The following is an 18,845-nucleotide window of genomic DNA, read 5'->3' as shown; positions in this document are numbered from 1 at the left end:
CATACGGCATTGGTTTTCTTAACTGATCATAAGTACAGACCATGCCAGAATTACCCGAAGTCGAAACCACCAAAGCCAGCCTTGAGCCACTACTGAACCAAACCGTATCCAAAGTCAGCATCCGCTGTCCGACCTTACGCCATGCCATTCCTGCTGATTTGGACACTTTGGTCGGCTTTCGGCTTGTGGCGGTGCGTCGCCGTGCCAAATATCTGCTCTTAGATTTTTATCACACGATCGATCATCGGCACAAGACGGTGCTGATTCATCTTGGGATGTCAGGCAGCCTACAACAGCATCGAGACCTAGATGCTCGCAAGCATGATCATCTACTGATTGACTTCATCGATGATGATGGTATGACGACAACGCTACATTATCATGACCCCAGACGCTTTGGGATGATCTTGTGGATGCACAATGATGACTATATCGGCACAATCGATACCGCCGAGCGGTTCTTGTCGCATCTTGGGCCCGAGCCACTTGATGATGCCTTTGATGTCGATTATCTACGCCGCATCATCCATCGCACGGACAATCTACGCCAAAAAGCCATCGCCAAACCCATCAAATCAGTCATCATGGATCAGGCAGTGGTGGTTGGCGTGGGTAATATTTATGCTGCCGAAAGTTTGTTTTTATCCCATATTCATCCTTTGACACCAGCGTGCCAAATCGATGATGATGAGCTTGAAACGCTAGTCGCCAACATCAAACATATCCTTGCCCAAGCCATCATCCAAGGCGGCTCAAGTCTAAAAGATTTCACCGTTGGTAGTGGCAAGACGGGCTATTTTCAGCAGACGCTACTGGTCTATGGACGAGATGGCGAAAGCTGTTATCACTGTGGCAGCCTACTTGAAAACACCAAAATCGGTGGGCGAGCGAGTGTATATTGCCCCAGCTGTCAGCCATTGGTTTAGAACTAAATTAGCGATGATTGGCAAGATAATCATTTACAAAATACGGATATTTTTGTAATATATCTGTAATAAATCCTTTGAAATACTTGCCAATATATCATGAGCACACAAACCTATTATGACATCCTAGGTGTCGCCCAAAGCGCAGACATCACCATCATCCAAGCCGCCTATCACGCCCAAATCAATAAATATCGCCATGACCCTGCACAGGCGCATATGCTTGGCATGGTCAATCAAGCCTATGATGTGCTCAGCAATCCTGCCAAGCGAGCCGATTATGATGCGTGGCTACGAGTCAATCAATCACAGCCTGCCAGTGCGCCACCTTATACGCCACCTGTGCAAGTGTATCAGATGCCATCTGAGCCCAGCTATCGTGCGCCTGCCAAGACGAGCAATTCTAAGATTATCGCTTGGTTGATTGGGCTGTTTTTTGTGCTTTTGACCATTATTGTGCTGGCATATATGTTCTTGTCATCGGTGGGGACATTTGATGATGACGACACAGTCACGCCAATCAATCAACCTGCCCAAACCGTGCAAACCAACCCTGTTACTCTACAAGAAGTACAGCCACTTGAGCCAACCACGCCCGTCACCATCGACCCGCCAAAGCCTGTGGTCACTGTGACCAAAGAGCAACAGACAGCACGTAACCAAGCGCACGCCCAATATCTGGCTGCGGTCAATCGTATCAATAGCGTTTGGAACAGCCTACCCAAATCCACCCAAAACGCCCTGCGTGCCGAGCAACGAGCCATCAATGCCAAACGAGAAGCCGACTGCAAAGCCCAAGCAGCCAGTCAGCATACCGCCGCCATTGACCAAGAAACTGCTCGTTTTGCTTGTGAAGTGCCACGCATGGATGCACGCACCGAAGAATTGCGTGTCTATGCCGAGACCATCCGCAGTCAAGCTGCGCCTGTACAGAGCAATGTCAGTGATGACCCTGTGCACTATCTAAGCCCATCAGAAGCTCGTGCACTCTATGAAGCATCAGTGGCAAACATCAATGGCGTCTGGAACAATCTATCTGATGACACCCGAGAGACTCTGCGTGCCGAGCAACGAGCCATCAACGCCGAACGTGAAGCCCGCTGTAAGCAATATGCCAAAGAGTATTACAGCAGCAAAAACGACCAAACCGTCGCCCGCTATCTGTGCGAAGTACCCGAGCTTGATGCTCGCGCGATGGAGCTTGCGGAGTATTATTAATCGGTTTATCGCTAAGCAAGTATCAGCACAGGCTCAATCAAGACGCATTGAACTGCACCAAGATGATTTGTATAATACACTCATCTATCTGTATAGGGTGATGAGAAGTTTATGAAAACACTGTCTTGGTTGAAGCTTGGCGTGATGCTAAGTGTAGCACTTGGCGCATCTGCTTATGCCAACACAGATGCCAGTGCCGATGATGACACTTGGTATCAGACATTTTTGGGCAAACCCAATACAGCTGAATACATCAAAATCAACTATGACAGCATCGCTCGCCATCCCATGCGTAATGGGTTTTATACCAGCGCATGGATTGAGCGACGCCATGAACATTTCCAAAAAACCAACTTTGGCACAAGCTACGCCATCGACCGCACACACTGGCTGACGGATTGTGCAAATGACCGCTATTTGCTTGATGAAATCAGCTGGCACGATGCCAAAGGCAAGCGACTAGATGGCGCAACCAAATCTGTCAATCCAAGCACCGCCACCGATTGGACTGTCGTTATTGCGGGCAAGCCTGATTATGATGTCTATCAATGGATTTGCTGGATGGATGAAGTTAAGGCGCAGGCCAATTATAAATAACCAACAGGCACCGAAACCAAATTCTCATCCAGCCACAATTTGTTGGGATATTGACTGATAATCACCCCACAAGCGACCTGCAACTCATGTGCGGGCAAATAATCTCTTAGCACACGAAAGTTACTTGCCATCTTTTTGGTTGGATTGGCTGTTGTCTTAATCTCGATTGGATATAGCGTCTGTTGATACTCAATCACCACATCAATTTCTTTTTGGTTGGTGTCTCGATAAAAATATATCGGCGCCTGTATGCCTTGATTATAAAATGACTTAACAATCTCACTCACCACAAAAGTCTCAAAAAATTGCCCATTTTTTGCGCCATGCTGGATGGTTTCAGGCGTCAGCCATTTGGTCAAATACGCCATTAGCCCCGTATCTAGCATATATAGCTTTGGTGTTTTGATGGCTCGCTTGAGATGATTGTGATGATAAGGCTGTAGCAGATAAACGATGCCAGACATCTCAAGCACTGTCAACCATCGCTTAACAGTATCATTCGACACGCCAGCTTCTTGTGCGATATTGTTATAATTCACCAACTCACCACTGCGTGATGCGACCGATACCATAAACCGAGCAAAATCCCCAATATTATTCACATTCACTATTTGCCTAACATCTCGCTCAATATATGTCGCCACATAAGATGCGTAATACACTTCCCAATCAGTTGGCTGTTGGTACAATCTGGGCATACTGCCTTGGTGAATAATCTGCCACAAATTTTCAATAACGCCATCACCTTGGCGAGCTGTCAAATATGCCATCGTTGGCACAAATGGTTGGTCGAATGTCTCATGGCGAATTTCTCGCAATGACAATCCAAGCAACTTCAACACCGCCACACGACCCGCCAAACTCTCGCTGACATTTTGCATCAACTCAAATGCCTGCGATCCTGATAACAAAAATAACCCATTTTGTTGTTCGCGATCAATGGCAAGTTTTAGCAAGCGAAATAACTCTGGCGCATACTGGACTTCATCAATAATCACCTGTCTTGGATAATTGAGTAAAAATAAATTTGGCTCTTTTTTTGCCTGCTCGCACAATAACGGATCATCCAAAGTGACATAGCGATAGTCTTTGGCGGTACGTTGGAGCAATGTGGATTTGCCAACCTGTCTTGCTCCTGTAATCATCACCGCTGGAAATTGCAACATCAACCGCTCAAGCATCGGCTGTATCTGCCTTGGGATATAATTTATAACTTGCATAACAATCATCCATCATTATCAATCAGTTTTATATTGTAAAGTAAGCATTGGCAAAAATCTAGTTCAATTTCTCATTAGATAAGAAATCAAACTAAATTTTAGAGATTATTCGTCCACTGCAATTATATAAATTTCAAAATTTTTTTAAATTGGCTAAATTTCAAAAAACATCAATCCTGCAAACCCATCAGTCATCATTCGCCTGCTTTAGCCCGCCAAAATCTGCTATCATGGGCAAATCTTTTTTTAAGCGCATCGGAACACTTTATGTATCCTTTTATCCGTCTTGGCACAGGCATTGGCAAAAGCATCTATCACACGCTAAAAGGCGATACGCTTGGCGTCACCGACACTGGCGAAGTCAGCTTTGTGTGCAATATCAATGACATTGATAATTTTCTTGAAATGAACAATGGGCGGATTTTGACGCTGTTTGACCTTGGGCGCAACGACTTTGCCATCCGCACAGGACTTGGCAAAAAACTCATCGCCAACCGTTGGGGGCTGGTCGTGGCAGGTAGCACCATTCAATATCGCAAACGCATCCGCCTATTTGATAAAATCACCATCAAAACTCGCATCTGCGCCATCGATGAGCGTTGGTTCTACATCGAGCAGACCATGTATGCCAAAGGCGTGCCGACATCGCACGCACTGCTACGCACAGGCGTGACCAATCTGATTAGCGGTAAAGTCATCGACACCAAGCAGGTACTTGATGCACTTGGCGTAAGCGGGCTTGATATGTCACCTGATGAATGGGTGCAAGCATGGATTGATGCTGATAAACTGCGACCCTTTCCGGCCCAATAACAACAAAGCCCACCGATAAACCATCGATGGGCTTTGATGCACAAAGCTGATTGTGCTTATTTTTTCTTGACGGTTGGCTTGTCGCTTTGTTCGATGACATCTTTGGTGACGATGACTTCGCTGACATCGGTCATGCTTGGTAGCTCGTACATGGTGTCCATCAGGGCATTTTCGATAATCGAGCGCAGGCCACGAGCACCAGTTTTGCGAGTCATGGCACGCTTAGCGATGGCGGTCAGTGCATCAGGCTCAAAGCTTAATTTCACCCCTTCCATATTAAACAGGTACTGATACTGCTTGACCAGTGCGTTTTTTGGCTCGGTCAAAATCTGCACCAACGCCGCTTCGTCCAGCTCTTCAAGGCTTGCAATCACAGGCAAGCGACCAATCAGCTCAGGAATCAGACCAAACTTAATCAAGTCCTCAACCTCCACTTCACGGAACAGCTCCGTGATGCTCGACTCGTCCGCCGCCTTGACATCGGCATTAAAGCCAATGCCCGTCTTCTCAGTACGCTGACGAATCACCTTATCAAGCCCTGCAAACGCCCCACCGACAATCATCAAGATATTGCTGGTATCCACCTGAATCATCTCTTGGCGTGGGTGCTTACGGCCGCCTTGTGGTGGGATATTTGCCACCGTGCCTTCGATGAGCTTGAGCAGTGCTTGCTGTACGCCTTCACCTGAGACATCACGAGTGATGGACGGATTTTCGCTTTTTTTGGAAATCTTATCAATCTCATCGATATAGATGATGCCTTTTTGGGTTTTTTCGACATCATAGTCCGCTGCTTGTAGTAGCTTTTGGACGATGTTCTCGACATCTTCGCCGACATAGCCTGCTTCAGTCAAGGTCGTCGCATCCGCCATCGCAAATGGCACATCAAGCATCTTAGCAAGTGTCTGTGCAAGCAATGTCTTGCCCGAGCCTGTCGGCCCAATCAATAGGATATTACTCTTGGCAAGCTCAACATCCGCTTCATCAGCATCATTTTGGGCGACTTTTAGGCGTTTGTAGTGGTTATAGACCGCCACCGACAGCGCTTTTTTGGCAGCATCTTGACCGATGACATAGTCATCTAGATGTGCTCGTAGCTCTTTTGGCTTGGGCAGTGGTTTATTGAGCCAATCTTCCAAGCCATCTTGCTTGTCTGCTTTGGCATCATCTGCCTTATCTGCCTTATCTGCTTTGCTGGTTTTGGCTTTGGCAGGCTTGTCTTTAGTTTTTTGATTACCCAATAAATCACCGCACACTTCGATGCACTCATTGCAGATGTTGGCATCAGTGCCTGCGATGAGCTTTTCAACTTCGGTTTTTTTCTTGCCACAAAATGAGCAGCTTGGTACTTCGGTTTTACTCATAGCACTCTTCTCTTATAGGGCTTTTGGGCGTTTTTGTAGCACAACATCCACAAGCCCGTATTCTTTGGCTTGCTCGGCACTCATAAAATTATCACGGTCGGTATCACGCTCAAGCGTCTCAACAGATTGACCAGTATGCTCCGCCAATAGACGGTTTAGCTTGGCTTTGAGCTCGATAATCTCACGGGCATGAATCTCGATGTCCGATGCCTGACCACGAAAACCACCCAACGGCTGATGAATCATCACACGAGAGTTGGCGAGCGCATAGCGTTTGCCTTTTTCGCCCGCTGACAGCAGGAACGAGCCCATTGATGCCGCCTGACCTAGACAGATGGTTGAGACATCTGGCTTGATGAAATTCATCGTATCATAAATCGCCATGCCTGCTGTCACCACACCGCCTGGTGAATTAATGTACAGATGGATGTCTTTTTCGGGGTTGTCCGCTTCTAGGAATAGTAGCTGAGCGACGATTAGGTTCGCCATGTTATCTTCGACTTGACCGGTCAAAAAAATCACACGCTCACGCAATAGACGAGAGAAAATGTCAAATGAGCGTTCGCCACGACCTGACTGCTCGATGACCATCGGCACAAGCGTATTTTGGGGCGCATGATAGGCATCCGCCAATTGGTCATAAAAAGGATTGTTCTTGATATTCATAAATATTCCGCTGTTTAATTAATTATCCATACTAAGAAACTTGAGAACAAAAACCCCAATGCATACGCTTTGGGGCATTTGTCAATTTGCTAAAATTCAACCTTTAGCCGTCTAAGTACTTGGGCAATTAGATGGCTTGTTGTTGTGCTGCCGCCAATAGCTCTTGGTACTTGACTTCTTTTTCAGTCACTTTGGCTTGACCTAGTAGATAATCCACTACTTGATCTTCTAGCACCACAGACTCAACTTGAGCGCGTTGCTGCTTGTCGTTGGTGTAGTAGTCGATGACTTCTTGTGGGTCTTCGTAGTTCTCGGCAGCTTCAGCGATGAACGCAGAGACACGCTCTTGATCCACTTCTAGCTTTTGCGCTTCGATGATTTGGCTTACTAGTACGCCTAGACGCACCGCACGCAATGCTTGGTCTTCAAATAGCTCATTTGGTAGCATATTTGCATCAAAGCTTGCAGGGTTTGCGCCGAACTGCTGTGCAAAGCGGTTTAGCATCATTTGACGCTGACGGTCAATCTCTTGATCCAGCATCGCTTTTGGCACATCAAATTCGTTCTTTTCTAGTAGTGCATCAAATGCCGCTTGCTTGACTTGGTTGCGACCTGCGTGCTTGACTTCACGCTCCATGTTCTTACGAACATCAGCTTTTAGCTTGTCAAGACCGCCTTCAGTCACACCAAATAGTGCAAAGAATTCGTCGTTTAGCTCAGGCAAGGTCGCAGCTTTGACTTCTTTGACGGTGATGACAAACTGTGCATCTTTGCCCGCTAGGTGTTCAGCTTGGTAGTCAGCAGGGAAGGTGACGGTGATGGTTTTTTCTTCACCAGCTTTCATGCCTTTCATGCCATCTTCAAAGCCTGGAATCATACGACCAGAGCCGATCACTAGCGTGTAGTTCTCAGCGCTGCCGCCTTCGAATTTTTCGCCATCGATTGAGCCTGAGAAATCAAAAGTCGCTTGGTCGCCATCTTCGATTGCACCGTCTTTGGCTTCAAAAGTTTGGCGTTGTTTTTGTAGGCTCTCGATCATCACATCGACATCTTCGTCAGACACAGTCGCTACTTGACGCTCAACTTCGATTTCGCCTAGACCTTTAACTTCCACTTCTGGGAAAGTCTCAACAGTCGCTTGATAAACCAAGAAATCGTTTTCTAGCTTGACATCATCGATGTTTGGCACGCCAACCACACGGACTTTTTCGGCTGCTAGTGCTTCAAATACGGTGTCACGAATCACATCGTTGATGACTTCTTGTTGGATGCCTGCACCATACTGAGCACGGATGTGCGACACTGGTACTTTACCTTTGCGGAAACCATCAATCTTGGCAGTCTTAGCGACGCTGCGAATACGGCTTTCGACTTTGCTTTGGATGTTGCCCACTGGCACTTTAACGGTTAGCTGTGTTTCTTTGTCAGAGATGACATTCACAGATACTTGTAGATCGCTCATAATTCACCTTAATATCATTAAAAATAAAACAGTTTGCCCTAAGGCATAAAATTCGGATATGCTTGCTAACTAATTTCCATATTTAGATATAATTAACCAATAAGCATATAAATAGACTAAAAGCAATACAGTATACCCATATCAAGCTAAAATTACAACTCAATTTGCTTGAAAAACCGTACAATCGCTCAACTTGCGTAATCAAATCAAAGCGTATTCATGTTTTTGAGCTGATGAAGCAGCTGCTGTAGGGCTTGGCCACGGTGGCTGATGGCGTTTTTATCTGCTTTATCTAGCTCAGCTGATGATTTGCCAAGATCTGGGATTAAAAACAGCGGATCATAGCCAAAGCCCTGCTCGCCACGCGGTGCATCCAAAATCTCACCCTGCCATTTGCCAATGGCTATCAGTGGCAGTGGATCGTCGGCATGACGCACCATCGCAAGCACACAGACAAAAAACCCTGCAATCGGTGCATCACCCCGATAAGGCAATAAATCCGCCAAAAGCTTCTCGTTATTGGCAGCATCATCACCATGCGTACCTGCGTAGCGTGCCGAATATATCCCCGGTGCATTGCCAAGTATAGGTACGCACAGGCCACTGTCATCAGCGATGGCAGGTAGGCCACTGGCACGAGAGGCATGACGGGCTTTGATGATGGCATTTTCGACAAAGCTCAGTCCATCTTCGATGGCATCATCAATGCCTAGGCTGCCTTGACTGATGATCTCGACGCCTAGATTTGCCTGATCAAACAGTGCTTGAAATTCGGTAAGCTTGCCTTTGTTATTGCTGGCTAAGACCCATTGCTTCATAAGATTTCCTTTAATATTACTCAATTAAACTAGTGATACCACCGCACTGATTGGCAGATGATCGGATAAATTTGACCACGGCACACCGCCATGCACCACCGCATTATGCACCTGTAGTCCACGCACATAGATACGATCAAGGCAGAGCATCGGCATCTTGGCAGGATAAGTCGCAGGATATGCACCATGACAGGCATCAAACACTTCAACAAGCCCAAGTCCTGACAATGCTTGGCAAGACTTTTTTGACCAATCATTAAAATCCCCCGCCAAAATCAATGGCACTTGTGCATCCAATGTGGCAATATACTCACGGATGGCTTGATACTGTTTTAGCCTGTCTTTATGTAGTAAATTTAAATGACAGCACAGTACAATCACTGGCATCTGCCAGCCATCAGGTGTCACTTCGCAGTGCAAAATACCGCGTTTTTCGAGACGATTGACGGTGATGTTCAGATTATGCTTGGGGTCAAGCGGATGGCGTGACAAGACAGCATTACCATGATGACCATGCTCGTATTCGGCATTTTTGCCATAACTGTCTGAGTAGCCCAAAAACTCGCCAAACCACTCATGCTGCGGCTGTGACGGAAACTCATTAAAGGCGATGACGCGCTTTAGATTTTGCCCTTGGACTTCTTGTAGACAGATGATATCGGGGTTTAGGCGTGCCAACGCATCTTTCATGCCAGAAAGTCGCACGGCACGATTGGTCGGTGACATACCTTTGTGGATATTAAAACTGGTAATCGTGATGGGTGTCATGAGTGAATTTATCGCAATAAAAGGCTATTGTAGCATGATTTTGTCTTGCAAAATATGCATTTGGACGCATAATAGAACCAGCTTTTTGATAATTGAGATGCAATGACAATGACTACGATTGATTTGACCACAAGCCCACTGGATGCTCGCTTGGCATTGGTGGATTTTGATAAAGCCACACCAAGCACCTTACAAGCCCTGACCGAACAAGCACTACAAACCGCCACCGACAAGCTAGATGCCATCGAAGCGATGGATAGCGATGTGAGCGTGGCAGATGCTTTTGTGCAGATTGAAACTTTTAATACGCTTAGCCGCGCCATTGAGCGTGCGTTTGGCGTATTATCACACCTAAACAGCGTGGCAAGCACTGACGATATTCGCCATGCACATCATGAAGTATTGCCCAAGCTGTCTGCCTTTGGTACTCGTGTGGGTCAATCAAAAGCCCTGTATCAGCTGTATCAGACCGTGCATGATGGCTTTGAACAATTACCAAATGAGCACCAAAGCGACGCCCAACGCCAAGCCATCAAAAAAGCCCTACAAAGCTTTGTGCTGTCAGGTGTGGCGCTTGATGATGCCAAAAAGGCCGAATTTGCCGATATCCAAAGTAAGCTTAGCCTATTATCCGCCAAATTTTCGGATAATCTGATGGATGCCACTCGCCACTATGCTCGCCCACTAGCTACTGATGAATTATCAGGGATTAGCGACAATGGCTTGGCGCTACTCAAGGCTGCCGGTGATGCTTATCGTGCTAGCCATCCTGATGCCAATTTGCCAAGTGATTATGTAGCGACACTTGATATTCCGATGTATTTGGCGGTGATTAGCTTTGCTGATAGCCGTGCACTGCGTGAAGAGATTTATCACGCCTACAATACTCGTGCATCCGACCAAAGCCCTGATACCAAAGACTTTGATAATTCACCACTCATGACCGACATCATCAATCTGCGTACCCAAAAAGCCAAATTGCTTGGCATGGCAGATTATAGTGAATATTCACTGGCGACCAAGATGGCAGAAAATAGCCAAGAAATCGAAACGTTTTTGTTAGATTTGTCAAACAAAGCCAAGCCAAAAGCATTGGCAGAATATGCCGAATTGCAGGATTTTGCCAAATCGTTAGGCATTGATGAGCTCAAGCCTTGGGATGTCGCCTATGTCAGCGAAAAAATCCGCCAAGCCAAATTTAGTCTGACATCTGACGAGCTACGCCCTTATTTCCCATTGCCTGTGGTGCTCGATGGCTTGTTTGACATCTGTCGCACCTTGTTTGGCGTGGTCATCGAAGTTGTGGATAAGCAGGCATATTCTGCTTGGCATGATGATGTGCTATTTTGTCAATTGAGCGATGAAAATAGCGGTGAATTGCTCGGCGGTCTGTATCTTGACCTATTTGCCCGTAGTGGCAAGCAAGGCGGCGCATGGCTTGATGATTTCCAAAAACGCAACGAGCAAGGCGATAGCATCACCTTGCCTGTGGGCTTTATCGTGGGGAATTTTGCCCCGCCGGTGAATGACAAGCCAAGCTTACTATCTTTTGACGAAGCCAATACCTTATTCCATGAGTTTGGTCATGCCTTGCACCATCTATTGACCGAAGTTGGCGTGGCGGATGTGGCAGGTATCAGTGGCGTGGAGTGGGATGCGGTTGAGCTACCTAGTCAGTTTATGGAAAATTTTGCCATCACTGATGAAGGCTTACAAAAAATCAGCCGTCATATCGACACTGGCGAGCCTCTGCCAAGCGATAAAAAAGATGCACTGATTCGCACCAAAAATTTCCAAACAGGACTACAGACCCTACGCCAAATGGAGTTTGGGCTGTATGATTTGCGCCTACATAGTCAGTCGATGGCGAACTTTGGCAATGTCAGCTACCAAGACATCCTAGCTGTCGCCGATGCCGTCCGCCAAGAGATTGCGGTGGTGATGCCGCCTGCTTATCAGCGTTTTGGCAATGGCTTTAGTCATATTTTTGCCGGCGGTTATGCCTGTGGCTATTATTCGTACATCTGGGCAGAAGTGCTGTCGTCGGATGCGTTTGGCAAATTTGAAGAAGATGGGATTTATAATCCTGCTACCGGTCGTGCTTTTCGTGCCGAGATTTTGGCTCGTGGTAGCTCACGAGATGCCAAAGACAACTATCTGGCATTCCGTGGTCGCAAGGCGACTAATGAAGCACTACTTCGCCATCGTGGCTTGGCATAGGAGCGGTCATGCGCTATCAATCCAATCGCCCAAAACGCCAATTTCTAGCTGGCGTCGCTTGTCCATCGTGCAAAAAAGTCGATGTCATCGTACAAATTCAGGTGTTCACGCCACAGTTTGATGAATACATCGAATGTATCGACTGTGGGCACAGCGAACGCCGCCCCACCCCCGATGAGACCGCCATCATCCAAGAGCAAAATGCCAAAGCTGATGGCGTGGGCGTGGTGAAGTTTAAATAGATGGCTTAATTTATTTACAATCAATCTTAAAAAAAACTTATCCGACGCTAGCCCTATGTGCACAACTCAAATTAGGCTCTGTTATACGAACAGGGCTTAATTCTTGCAAATATTTTGAAATATTATTACAATAAATTCATTTGCAAGGAGCGATTTGTCATGACACCACTCAAAACTTTTTGCTGCACAGTCGTATTATTGAGCGCAACCACCGCTTGCACCGATACATCAAACACCACCACGCGCCCAAGCGATGATACACCGCACGCTCGTACTGCTGATTCGGCGGTCACTACACCTATAGCGACATCTGCGCCAACAACCCCCGACCCAGAAGACGACCCAAGCATCACAGGCACTAATGTGCTAGGCTTTAAGCTACAGGCATCGACCTTTGAATCCGTCAAAAAACGCTTGGAAAATTACCAATTTGATGAATATGCCAAATCATACGCCGGCGGATACATCCTAGAAAATGACGGCGCAGGCTTTGGCATAGAAGGCTTAAATCATGTGCAATTTGGCTTTGATACCAATCAAAAATTGGTTTATGTCTTTATGCAGATACACGAATCCGACCCCATGGATCATACCACCTACAAAAAGATTGTTTCTTATGTTAAGCAAAACGACTACACAGTTATTGGAAGCAAAGAGCCATTTGTTGGTGATCGTGAAACACGATTTAAGACCCCAAGAGCCGAAACCATCACGGTATCATCGCCACACATGGGTGATTTTCAGGTCTATGTAGAATACTATACAGATGAATTTGGCAAGATGCGCAAGCAAGCACAGCACAATGCCAAAACCAGCCAACAACAGACAGAATCCAAAAATTTCTGAAAAAAACAAGCCTAAAACCACACCCCAAAAGTTGAGCGCTTAGACAGTTAAATACTTAGGCTAAGCTTTGGGGTGTGGTTATGACAAACTTTTGAGATAATTTAATAAATTCTGCTCACGCCACAAAACCCATCGGCTGTGGCAAATTGTCTTGCTTTGCCATCGATTCATCATAGACGCCATCAAGCCACTCGCCTGCCGATGCAAACGTTGCCAGACGATGACGCCTGCGCACCGCCACAAAATCCCCCATCGTCAGATTACTCAGTCGTGACAGACGGCGTCTTTGGGTGTCGTTGAGTGCGCCAAGTTCAAGCTCGCTCAGCATCTCATCAGCGATGGCACAGCATTGCTCGGCGGTCAAATAACCAAACTCAAGCTTGACATCAAAACGGCGCATGGCAGCCATATCAAGCACAGACTTGGCATTGGTCGAGACGATCATCACCCCTTCAAAATCCTCCATTTGTGTCAGCATCTCATTGACCTGTGTACGCTCCCAGTGCCGCTGCGCCTGCTCACGGTCAAACAGCAGGCTATCTACTTCATCAATCATCAGCACACCACCCGTTTGGGTTGCAAGTTTAAAGGCGGCGGCGATATTTTGCTCGGTTTCGCCGACATATTTGGACATCAGATCCGATGCACGATACAGATGCAGCGGCACATCCATCTGCAAGGCAAGCCATTTCGCCCATTCACTCTTGCCTGAGCCAGGCTCGCCATAGCACAAAATCCGCCCTGTCTTATGCACTTTAATGCCATCGCTGATCTTGGCAAGCGTACTTTGGCAAGATACATACTCTAGTCGAAACTCGGATTTTTTGTCTTGATAAGCTTGGATGGTAGGTGCACCGCGACTTTTTAGCACCTCATTCACCATCATCAAGCACAGCTGATCGAAGTTTTGATGACCGCCTTGCTGATCCACACTCATCGCCACACCAAAGATACGCTCAATCATACCCACGCTCAATGACTTGACCTGTGCAAAATGTGCAATCTGCTGATCGCTAAGCCGATCGCCGACTTGCGCCTTGATCTGCGCTGCTTTTTGTGCGACAGACAAATCGGGCATCTGCACCACCAGATCAAAGCGCCGCAAAAACGCTCGATCCATCATATCGATGTCATTACTGATCCAAATCGTCGGCACAGGATTGGTCTCTAGTTGATGATTCACCCATGCCTTGTGCGCTTGACCCACCGATTTATCAAAAGCATTTGCAGCAAAAACATCTTCGATTTCATCGAAAATCAACAGCGTCGATGTTTTATCCAATAGCGCCTGACTGAGTCTTAGCTTATAAAGTCGAGATTTGGCAGAAAGTGGGTCTTGATCATCATCTTGATGAGTCACCGCAAGCCCCGCAACGCCCAGCTGCTCTGCCAAGACGCTCGCCAGCTGCGTCTTGCCCGTACCAGGTGCGCCATAGAGTAAGATATTCACGCCTGATTTTTGGGCAGTATAAGCATGGCGAAGATATGCCGCCATCATCTGATAGTGCTCATCCATATAAGCAAAATCAGTCGCTAAAAGGCCTGCCGATGCCACCGGCATGACGCACTGCTTGACGAGCTCATCCTTGCTGATCGGTCGCATCAAAAAATCAGTGCAAGTAATGCAGTCACCCCAGTCAAGCAAATCACTTGCATGAGTATAATTGTTCGAGCCATATCTATAACAAGCAGCCAAGATACCAAATTTGCGCAGCTGATTTTTGGATGTCATCAAAAAGCGTATCGCCGTCTCATCACAGTCCAATAGCTTGGCGACAAAGCGCAGTAATTGCCGATAATCCTTTTTAATCTGCTGCAACAACTCACGCAGCACTTCTTCGGCGACGGTATGTAGCGCCAATCTAAGAAACGCAATCTCATCATCGCTTAGCGCCAAAAACTCTGCCAAACAAGCGATATTCTCATACGGCTGCTGCCAGTCGTCGCTGTCTGCGATGCCTGTCCGCTTGATCGTCTGATAGCGGTCATCGAGTCGCTGTTTAATCTTGGCATAGTCATCTCGATCAATCTCATCAACATCATCAATGACGCCCAGCGCCTTGCCACACTGCTGTAAATACTCATCAAACCGTATGCCACAGTCACAGCCAAAATAGGCATGTAGCACCATATACTCCGCATAAGGCGATAAACTGACTTGATTCACATCAACCCATTGCTTTGTCTGCTTCATCATACGCTCCTTTGTCACGGGTGGGTAATGGTAGTATAACAACACAGTGCGACATTTTGTGTCGCATACAGATATGGCACAAAAAAATAACCGCACAATGGCGGTTATTTGCTGTTAGACAATGGTTTCAATTTGCTCTTTGATCAATCCTTCCAATTTGCCTGTATAGCTTTCAATCGCACTTATATCCCAGTTTTTGTGCATCAGCATGATCAGCTGACTTAGACTTTGGGTACTCTTCCCGCTATTGAGCCGTGCGATGACTTTATCGCATTTTGCAGCAGGCATCAGATTGGATAATCGTGAGTTTTCGCTATGACTTACCAAACACAGATTGCCCAATTGATTCAGTGCTATTAAATCATCGTCTGTTGTTTTTCGATTGGATTGATCTTCTGGATTGCGTGGATAACAATGTTCAATCGATGAGCGATGCATAAAGACAAACTTAGCAAAAGCCTTTTTTAGCTCATTAGCATTGGAATTTTGATTTGGTGCGTACCCTTTAAAAAACTCATCACTTTTGTTATCCTGCCCAGCCTGTTTCCACTGATACCACAAACAATAATCAACATAATTGAGCATAAAATAAGACACATCAGGATAGCTTAGTTTGTCCTGCTGTTTTTGGTAATAGTCATACGCCAAACAATGTAGTTTATTAAGAAACTTCTTATCAAAATCTTCATCTTTAGTCTGAGCATGATTCTTCCACAAATACGCCAAAATATCCTGTAGCCAAGTTTTATAAGTGCGGCTCGAGTGCGACACATGAAACATCGCCTGTACCATCACCAGATGCTCGTTGTATTTAGATTCCCCATCCACATTGGTTTGAAAAGTATTTTTGGCATAGATACTATTATTACTTAGCTTGGGCTGTAAGATCGCCCACTTGACATCCGTGCCATCATTTGCCTTGCGGTTGTCCTGCTTGATCACATAATAATCAAACAACAAACGGCATTTTAACAAATCCATCGCAAATCGCTTAACCGCATCTGCATCCTTCAAAGATTCAAATGCTGTCAGCAATGACTCATCATCCAAGCTGATTTTTTCTTTTTCTGCTTCCTTTTCTTGCACTTTTAGTACATGCAATAAAAAGTTTGGAAAATCAATCACCGATTGGTATTTGCCATCATCGGTATGATTATCATCTTTGGGTTTGTTGATTGATTTGCCAATAATATCACGGATAGAAAGACCGTCTTCTAATTCGCCAGTTTCAAGATCTTGTTCAATCTTAGCTTTTCTTGTCTCAAACTCTTCAGTTGCTAATTTTTCAGACTCTAATTCTTCTACCCTTTTTTTAATCAGTGACTGCTTAAACTTGTCCAAGTCAAAATCCTGCTCTAGGCGATTGGGCAATTCATCCACAAAAAATTCTGCTCGTATGACTGTCGGCAAGCCCGATACCGCAAAGCGACTCATATCCGAACAGGCATCCCAAATCATCGCAAATGCTTTTTGGTCTTTTTGGTCTTTTTGGTCTAATTTACCCATTAACTGCGCCTTGATGATTTCATGCTTTTCAAGCTGTTCGCCACGCGTGTTCATGATTTCAAAATAATGGTTCAAATCTGTATCTTTAGGCACGATGGTGCGGCAGATTTTAACTTGTTCATTGATAAATTTTTTAAATGAATCAATATTTGCACCATTCAAATTTTTAAGATTCATCAATGCCTGCCACATTTCATCAAAGCCACAAGCGATACTGCTATCGGTTTTCATCGCTATCGCCGGATCATCGATTTGCGCCTTGGACTCTGGACGAGATTCAAAGTCAAGCTTGGTTTGTTCTGTATCCCATTGAATTTTATACAAATCACAACCATCATCAAACTTTGATAAACATTTGTTCAAAATATGCAAAGTCGTCAATCGCTGCTGACCATCAATGACTTCATACCTGCCATCAGCTCGGTGATGCACCACTAAAGTACCGAGATAATAAGCCTTGTCCTTATCCTGCTCAAACGCTTTATACAAATCCTGAACCAATTGCCCAATCTCAACACCGCCCCATGCATAGTTGCGCTGATAGACGGGGATTAGATAGTGATCTTGGCTTAATAGCTGCTCGATGGTTAATAATTTGACTGCTTCACTCATAACTTTTCCTCTTATGATGACGACTTTGGTGCTGATAGATACTCTGCTAACTGAACGGATTTGCTTTTACTCTCAGATAAAGGCATCACGATAAAATTGGCAATTTGTTTAGGATGGATGGCGTGCAACAACACATCAAACAAACCATCACGCTCAGCGACGATTTTTTCAATCGTGCCCCAATCAATTCGTTCTTTGTCTAGACGCACTTGAAACACCCAATTAAAAATCCGCGATAACGCCACATCCAAACCATGTGTCTCAAATTTATCATAATACATCAATACCATCGCATAAAATAAGATGCGTAAATAGCCATCACCTGTACGATGCGAACCATCATAATCCATCGCATCCAAATAGCTGATTTGCTTTTTGACTTCGCTGGTACCATAGGTGAAAAAATAGCCATTTAACGCACCTTGATCTTTATCAAACAACCGATGATACATCTGCACATAATGGTCGATATACATAAAAAACAACTCACCATCAATCAATGGCTGCGTGGTCTGAAACGGCGACGGCGACGGCTGTACCATACGCCATGGATTTGCTTGGTGCTCTTGGTATAATGCCAAATTGGCACGCACAGCGTTGAGATAGGGATAAGGCTCTTCAAGCGTCACACCTTTAAACACAGACAGCTGCTTGACCGTAAACTCATCTGCCCGACGAGATTTTGACCACTGACGCAAGCAAAACAATGTCTTGCTAATGACTTGATCTAAGCTTGGCTTACCATCAATAGCCCGCTCCCAGCGCATGACATAGTCAAGCTTATTTGGGTGATCGAATGGGATGGCTCGCAGATGATACGCTTTGAGCAAATCATACGGCGCAAGGCTTTTACCACGAGCATTTTGTGAATCAAAAAACTGAAACGCTTCATTTTGATTGGTCAGCTCAATCCACACAAACTCACACTGCTTTTGGATAAATTCCCGCAAGCTTGTTTTACTATTGCCATCCAATGCACCTAGATACTGCTTAATCAGTTGATAATTATGATAGATATGATATTGGCTGATTGGGTGGGCAAATTGATCTTTTTCCAAAAATGCATCAATGCTTGTATCTTTCAAACGATGCAAAATCAACGCCAAAGTCACCAAGCGCTGCTGACCATCAACGATGTCATATTTATCTTGATTTTTGTGAATCACTAAAGTACCCAGACGATAGGTGCTGTTTGGTTGATTGATACAATGATGATTTAGGTCATCAAGTAGCTGGCGTACATTCTCCACACGCCACTTATACGGCCGCTGATAATCAGGGATGGATAGACCTTTTTTATACACTTCATTGATCTTATAGACATCCAATTTTGGATCTGAACCTGTCGTACTCATAACACTCTCCTGCTATTT

The 18,845-nt window shown here is 45.6% G+C and carries 16 protein-coding genes; 7 read left to right on the top strand and 9 right to left on the bottom strand.

Annotated features, from left to right (window positions below; translation table 11 throughout):
- The first annotated feature begins 41 nt into the window (after positions 1–41).
- From mutM to Q0N89_RS00590, 3 genes are all read left to right on the top strand, one after another.
- Positions 42–926: a bifunctional DNA-formamidopyrimidine glycosylase/DNA-(apurinic or apyrimidinic site) lyase gene (gene mutM / locus Q0N89_RS00600; RefSeq protein WP_294032879.1), complete on the top strand. Its 885-nt coding sequence runs from the start codon at positions 42–44 to the stop codon at positions 924–926.
- A gap of 99 nt (positions 927–1,025) precedes the next feature.
- On the top strand, positions 1,026–2,144 hold the full coding sequence (locus Q0N89_RS00595; protein ID WP_294032878.1) for a DnaJ domain-containing protein: 1,119 nt from the start codon (positions 1,026–1,028) through the stop codon (positions 2,142–2,144).
- 111 nt (positions 2,145–2,255) lie between these two features.
- Positions 2,256–2,741: a hypothetical protein gene (locus tag Q0N89_RS00590; protein ID WP_294032877.1), complete on the top strand. Its 486-nt coding sequence runs from the start codon at positions 2,256–2,258 to the stop codon at positions 2,739–2,741.
- Here Q0N89_RS00590 and Q0N89_RS00585 read toward each other — a convergent pair.
- Positions 2,732–3,961: an ATP-binding protein gene (locus tag Q0N89_RS00585; RefSeq protein ID WP_294032876.1), complete on the bottom strand. Its 1,230-nt coding sequence runs from the start codon at positions 3,959–3,961 to the stop codon at positions 2,732–2,734. The two genes, Q0N89_RS00590 and Q0N89_RS00585, sit on opposite strands and share 10 nt — an antisense overlap.
- Positions 3,962–4,228: 267 nt before the next feature.
- On the opposite strand from Q0N89_RS00585, the gene Q0N89_RS00580 reads away from it, so the two are divergent.
- Entirely contained in the window at positions 4,229–4,774 is a 546-nt protein-coding gene (locus Q0N89_RS00580) for an acyl-CoA thioesterase (RefSeq protein WP_294032875.1), read from the top strand.
- Positions 4,775–4,830: 56 nt separating this feature from the next.
- On the opposite strand, the gene clpX is transcribed toward Q0N89_RS00580, so the two are convergent.
- The 5 genes from clpX to Q0N89_RS00555 all read right to left on the bottom strand — a co-directional run bounded on the left by clpX (position 4,831) and on the right by Q0N89_RS00555 (position 9,852).
- Positions 4,831–6,138, bottom strand: a complete 1,308-nt coding sequence (gene clpX, locus Q0N89_RS00575; RefSeq protein ID WP_294032874.1) for an ATP-dependent protease ATP-binding subunit ClpX — start codon at positions 6,136–6,138, stop codon at positions 4,831–4,833.
- 12 nt (positions 6,139–6,150) lie between these two features.
- Positions 6,151–6,804 (bottom strand): ATP-dependent Clp endopeptidase proteolytic subunit ClpP, encoded by a 654-nt coding sequence (gene clpP / locus Q0N89_RS00570; RefSeq protein ID WP_294032873.1) that lies wholly within the window; start codon positions 6,802–6,804, stop codon positions 6,151–6,153.
- Positions 6,805–6,931: 127 nt separating this feature from the next.
- Positions 6,932–8,269 (bottom strand): trigger factor, encoded by a 1,338-nt coding sequence (gene tig / locus Q0N89_RS00565; RefSeq protein WP_294032895.1) that lies wholly within the window; start codon positions 8,267–8,269, stop codon positions 6,932–6,934.
- Between the two features lie 203 nt (positions 8,270–8,472).
- Positions 8,473–9,084, bottom strand: coding sequence for an RdgB/HAM1 family non-canonical purine NTP pyrophosphatase (gene rdgB, locus Q0N89_RS00560; protein ID WP_294032872.1), 612 nt, complete (start codon positions 9,082–9,084; stop codon positions 8,473–8,475).
- Positions 9,085–9,108: 24 nt separating this feature from the next.
- Positions 9,109–9,852 (bottom strand): endonuclease/exonuclease/phosphatase family protein, encoded by a 744-nt coding sequence (locus tag Q0N89_RS00555; RefSeq protein ID WP_294032871.1) that lies wholly within the window; start codon positions 9,850–9,852, stop codon positions 9,109–9,111.
- A gap of 108 nt (positions 9,853–9,960) precedes the next feature.
- Between Q0N89_RS00555 and Q0N89_RS00550 the strand changes: the two genes are divergently transcribed.
- The 3 genes from Q0N89_RS00550 to Q0N89_RS00540 all read left to right on the top strand — a co-directional run bounded on the left by Q0N89_RS00550 (position 9,961) and on the right by Q0N89_RS00540 (position 13,160).
- Positions 9,961–12,072 (top strand): M3 family metallopeptidase, encoded by a 2,112-nt coding sequence (locus Q0N89_RS00550; protein ID WP_294032870.1) that lies wholly within the window; start codon positions 9,961–9,963, stop codon positions 12,070–12,072.
- An 8-nt stretch (positions 12,073–12,080) separates the two neighbouring features.
- The gene (locus tag Q0N89_RS00545; RefSeq protein WP_294032869.1) at positions 12,081–12,314 is read left to right on the top strand and encodes a YheV family putative metal-binding protein; all 234 of its coding nucleotides are present in this window, start codon (positions 12,081–12,083) and stop codon (positions 12,312–12,314) included.
- 159 nt (positions 12,315–12,473) lie between these two features.
- Positions 12,474–13,160 (top strand): hypothetical protein, encoded by a 687-nt coding sequence (locus Q0N89_RS00540; RefSeq protein WP_294032868.1) that lies wholly within the window; start codon positions 12,474–12,476, stop codon positions 13,158–13,160.
- Positions 13,161–13,275: 115 nt separating this feature from the next.
- On the opposite strand, the gene Q0N89_RS00535 is transcribed toward Q0N89_RS00540, so the two are convergent.
- The 3 genes from Q0N89_RS00535 to Q0N89_RS00525 all read right to left on the bottom strand — a co-directional run bounded on the left by Q0N89_RS00535 (position 13,276) and on the right by Q0N89_RS00525 (position 18,827).
- Positions 13,276–15,354 carry an AAA family ATPase gene (locus Q0N89_RS00535; RefSeq protein ID WP_294032867.1) on the bottom strand — a complete coding sequence of 693 codons (2,079 nt, stop codon included), beginning with the start codon at positions 15,352–15,354 and terminating at the stop codon, positions 13,276–13,278.
- Positions 15,355–15,468: 114 nt separating this feature from the next.
- Positions 15,469–17,472 (bottom strand): DUF262 domain-containing protein, encoded by a 2,004-nt coding sequence (locus tag Q0N89_RS00530; protein ID WP_294032866.1) that lies wholly within the window; start codon positions 17,470–17,472, stop codon positions 15,469–15,471.
- Positions 17,473–17,483: 11 nt separating this feature from the next.
- Positions 17,484–18,827 carry a DUF262 domain-containing protein gene (locus tag Q0N89_RS00525; RefSeq protein ID WP_294032865.1) on the bottom strand — a complete coding sequence of 448 codons (1,344 nt, stop codon included), beginning with the start codon at positions 18,825–18,827 and terminating at the stop codon, positions 17,484–17,486.
- Positions 18,828–18,845: the final 18 nt, after the last annotated feature.

The organism is uncultured Moraxella sp. (assembly GCF_945873075.1).
Taxonomy (GTDB): Bacteria; Pseudomonadota; Gammaproteobacteria; order Pseudomonadales; family Moraxellaceae; genus Moraxella.
This window is presented reverse-complemented; position numbering and strand designations above follow the sequence as displayed.

Coding starts and splice junctions, on each gene's coding strand:
- Q0N89_RS00525 (WP_294032865.1), bottom strand. CDS start 18,827: ATGAGTACGACAGGTTCAGATCCAAAATTGGATGTCTATAAGATCAAT.
- Q0N89_RS00545 (WP_294032869.1), top strand. CDS start 12,081: ATGCGCTATCAATCCAATCGCCCAAAACGCCAATTTCTAGCTGGCGTC.
- clpX (WP_294032874.1), bottom strand. CDS start 6,138: ATGAGTAAAACCGAAGTACCAAGCTGCTCATTTTGTGGCAAGAAAAAA.
- clpP (WP_294032873.1), bottom strand. CDS start 6,804: ATGAATATCAAGAACAATCCTTTTTATGACCAATTGGCGGATGCCTAT.
- Q0N89_RS00550 (WP_294032870.1), top strand. CDS start 9,961: ATGACTACGATTGATTTGACCACAAGCCCACTGGATGCTCGCTTGGCA.
- Q0N89_RS00585 (WP_294032876.1), bottom strand. CDS start 3,961: ATGCAAGTTATAAATTATATCCCAAGGCAGATACAGCCGATGCTTGAG.
- Q0N89_RS00535 (WP_294032867.1), bottom strand. CDS start 15,354: ATGAAGCAGACAAAGCAATGGGTTGATGTGAATCAAGTCAGTTTATCG.
- Q0N89_RS00530 (WP_294032866.1), bottom strand. CDS start 17,472: ATGAGTGAAGCAGTCAAATTATTAACCATCGAGCAGCTATTAAGCCAA.
- rdgB (WP_294032872.1), bottom strand. CDS start 9,084: ATGAAGCAATGGGTCTTAGCCAGCAATAACAAAGGCAAGCTTACCGAA.
- Q0N89_RS00540 (WP_294032868.1), top strand. CDS start 12,474: ATGACACCACTCAAAACTTTTTGCTGCACAGTCGTATTATTGAGCGCA.
- Q0N89_RS00580 (WP_294032875.1), top strand. CDS start 4,229: ATGTATCCTTTTATCCGTCTTGGCACAGGCATTGGCAAAAGCATCTAT.
- mutM (WP_294032879.1), top strand. CDS start 42: ATGCCAGAATTACCCGAAGTCGAAACCACCAAAGCCAGCCTTGAGCCA.
- Q0N89_RS00555 (WP_294032871.1), bottom strand. CDS start 9,852: ATGACACCCATCACGATTACCAGTTTTAATATCCACAAAGGTATGTCA.
- Q0N89_RS00595 (WP_294032878.1), top strand. CDS start 1,026: ATGAGCACACAAACCTATTATGACATCCTAGGTGTCGCCCAAAGCGCA.
- Q0N89_RS00590 (WP_294032877.1), top strand. CDS start 2,256: ATGAAAACACTGTCTTGGTTGAAGCTTGGCGTGATGCTAAGTGTAGCA.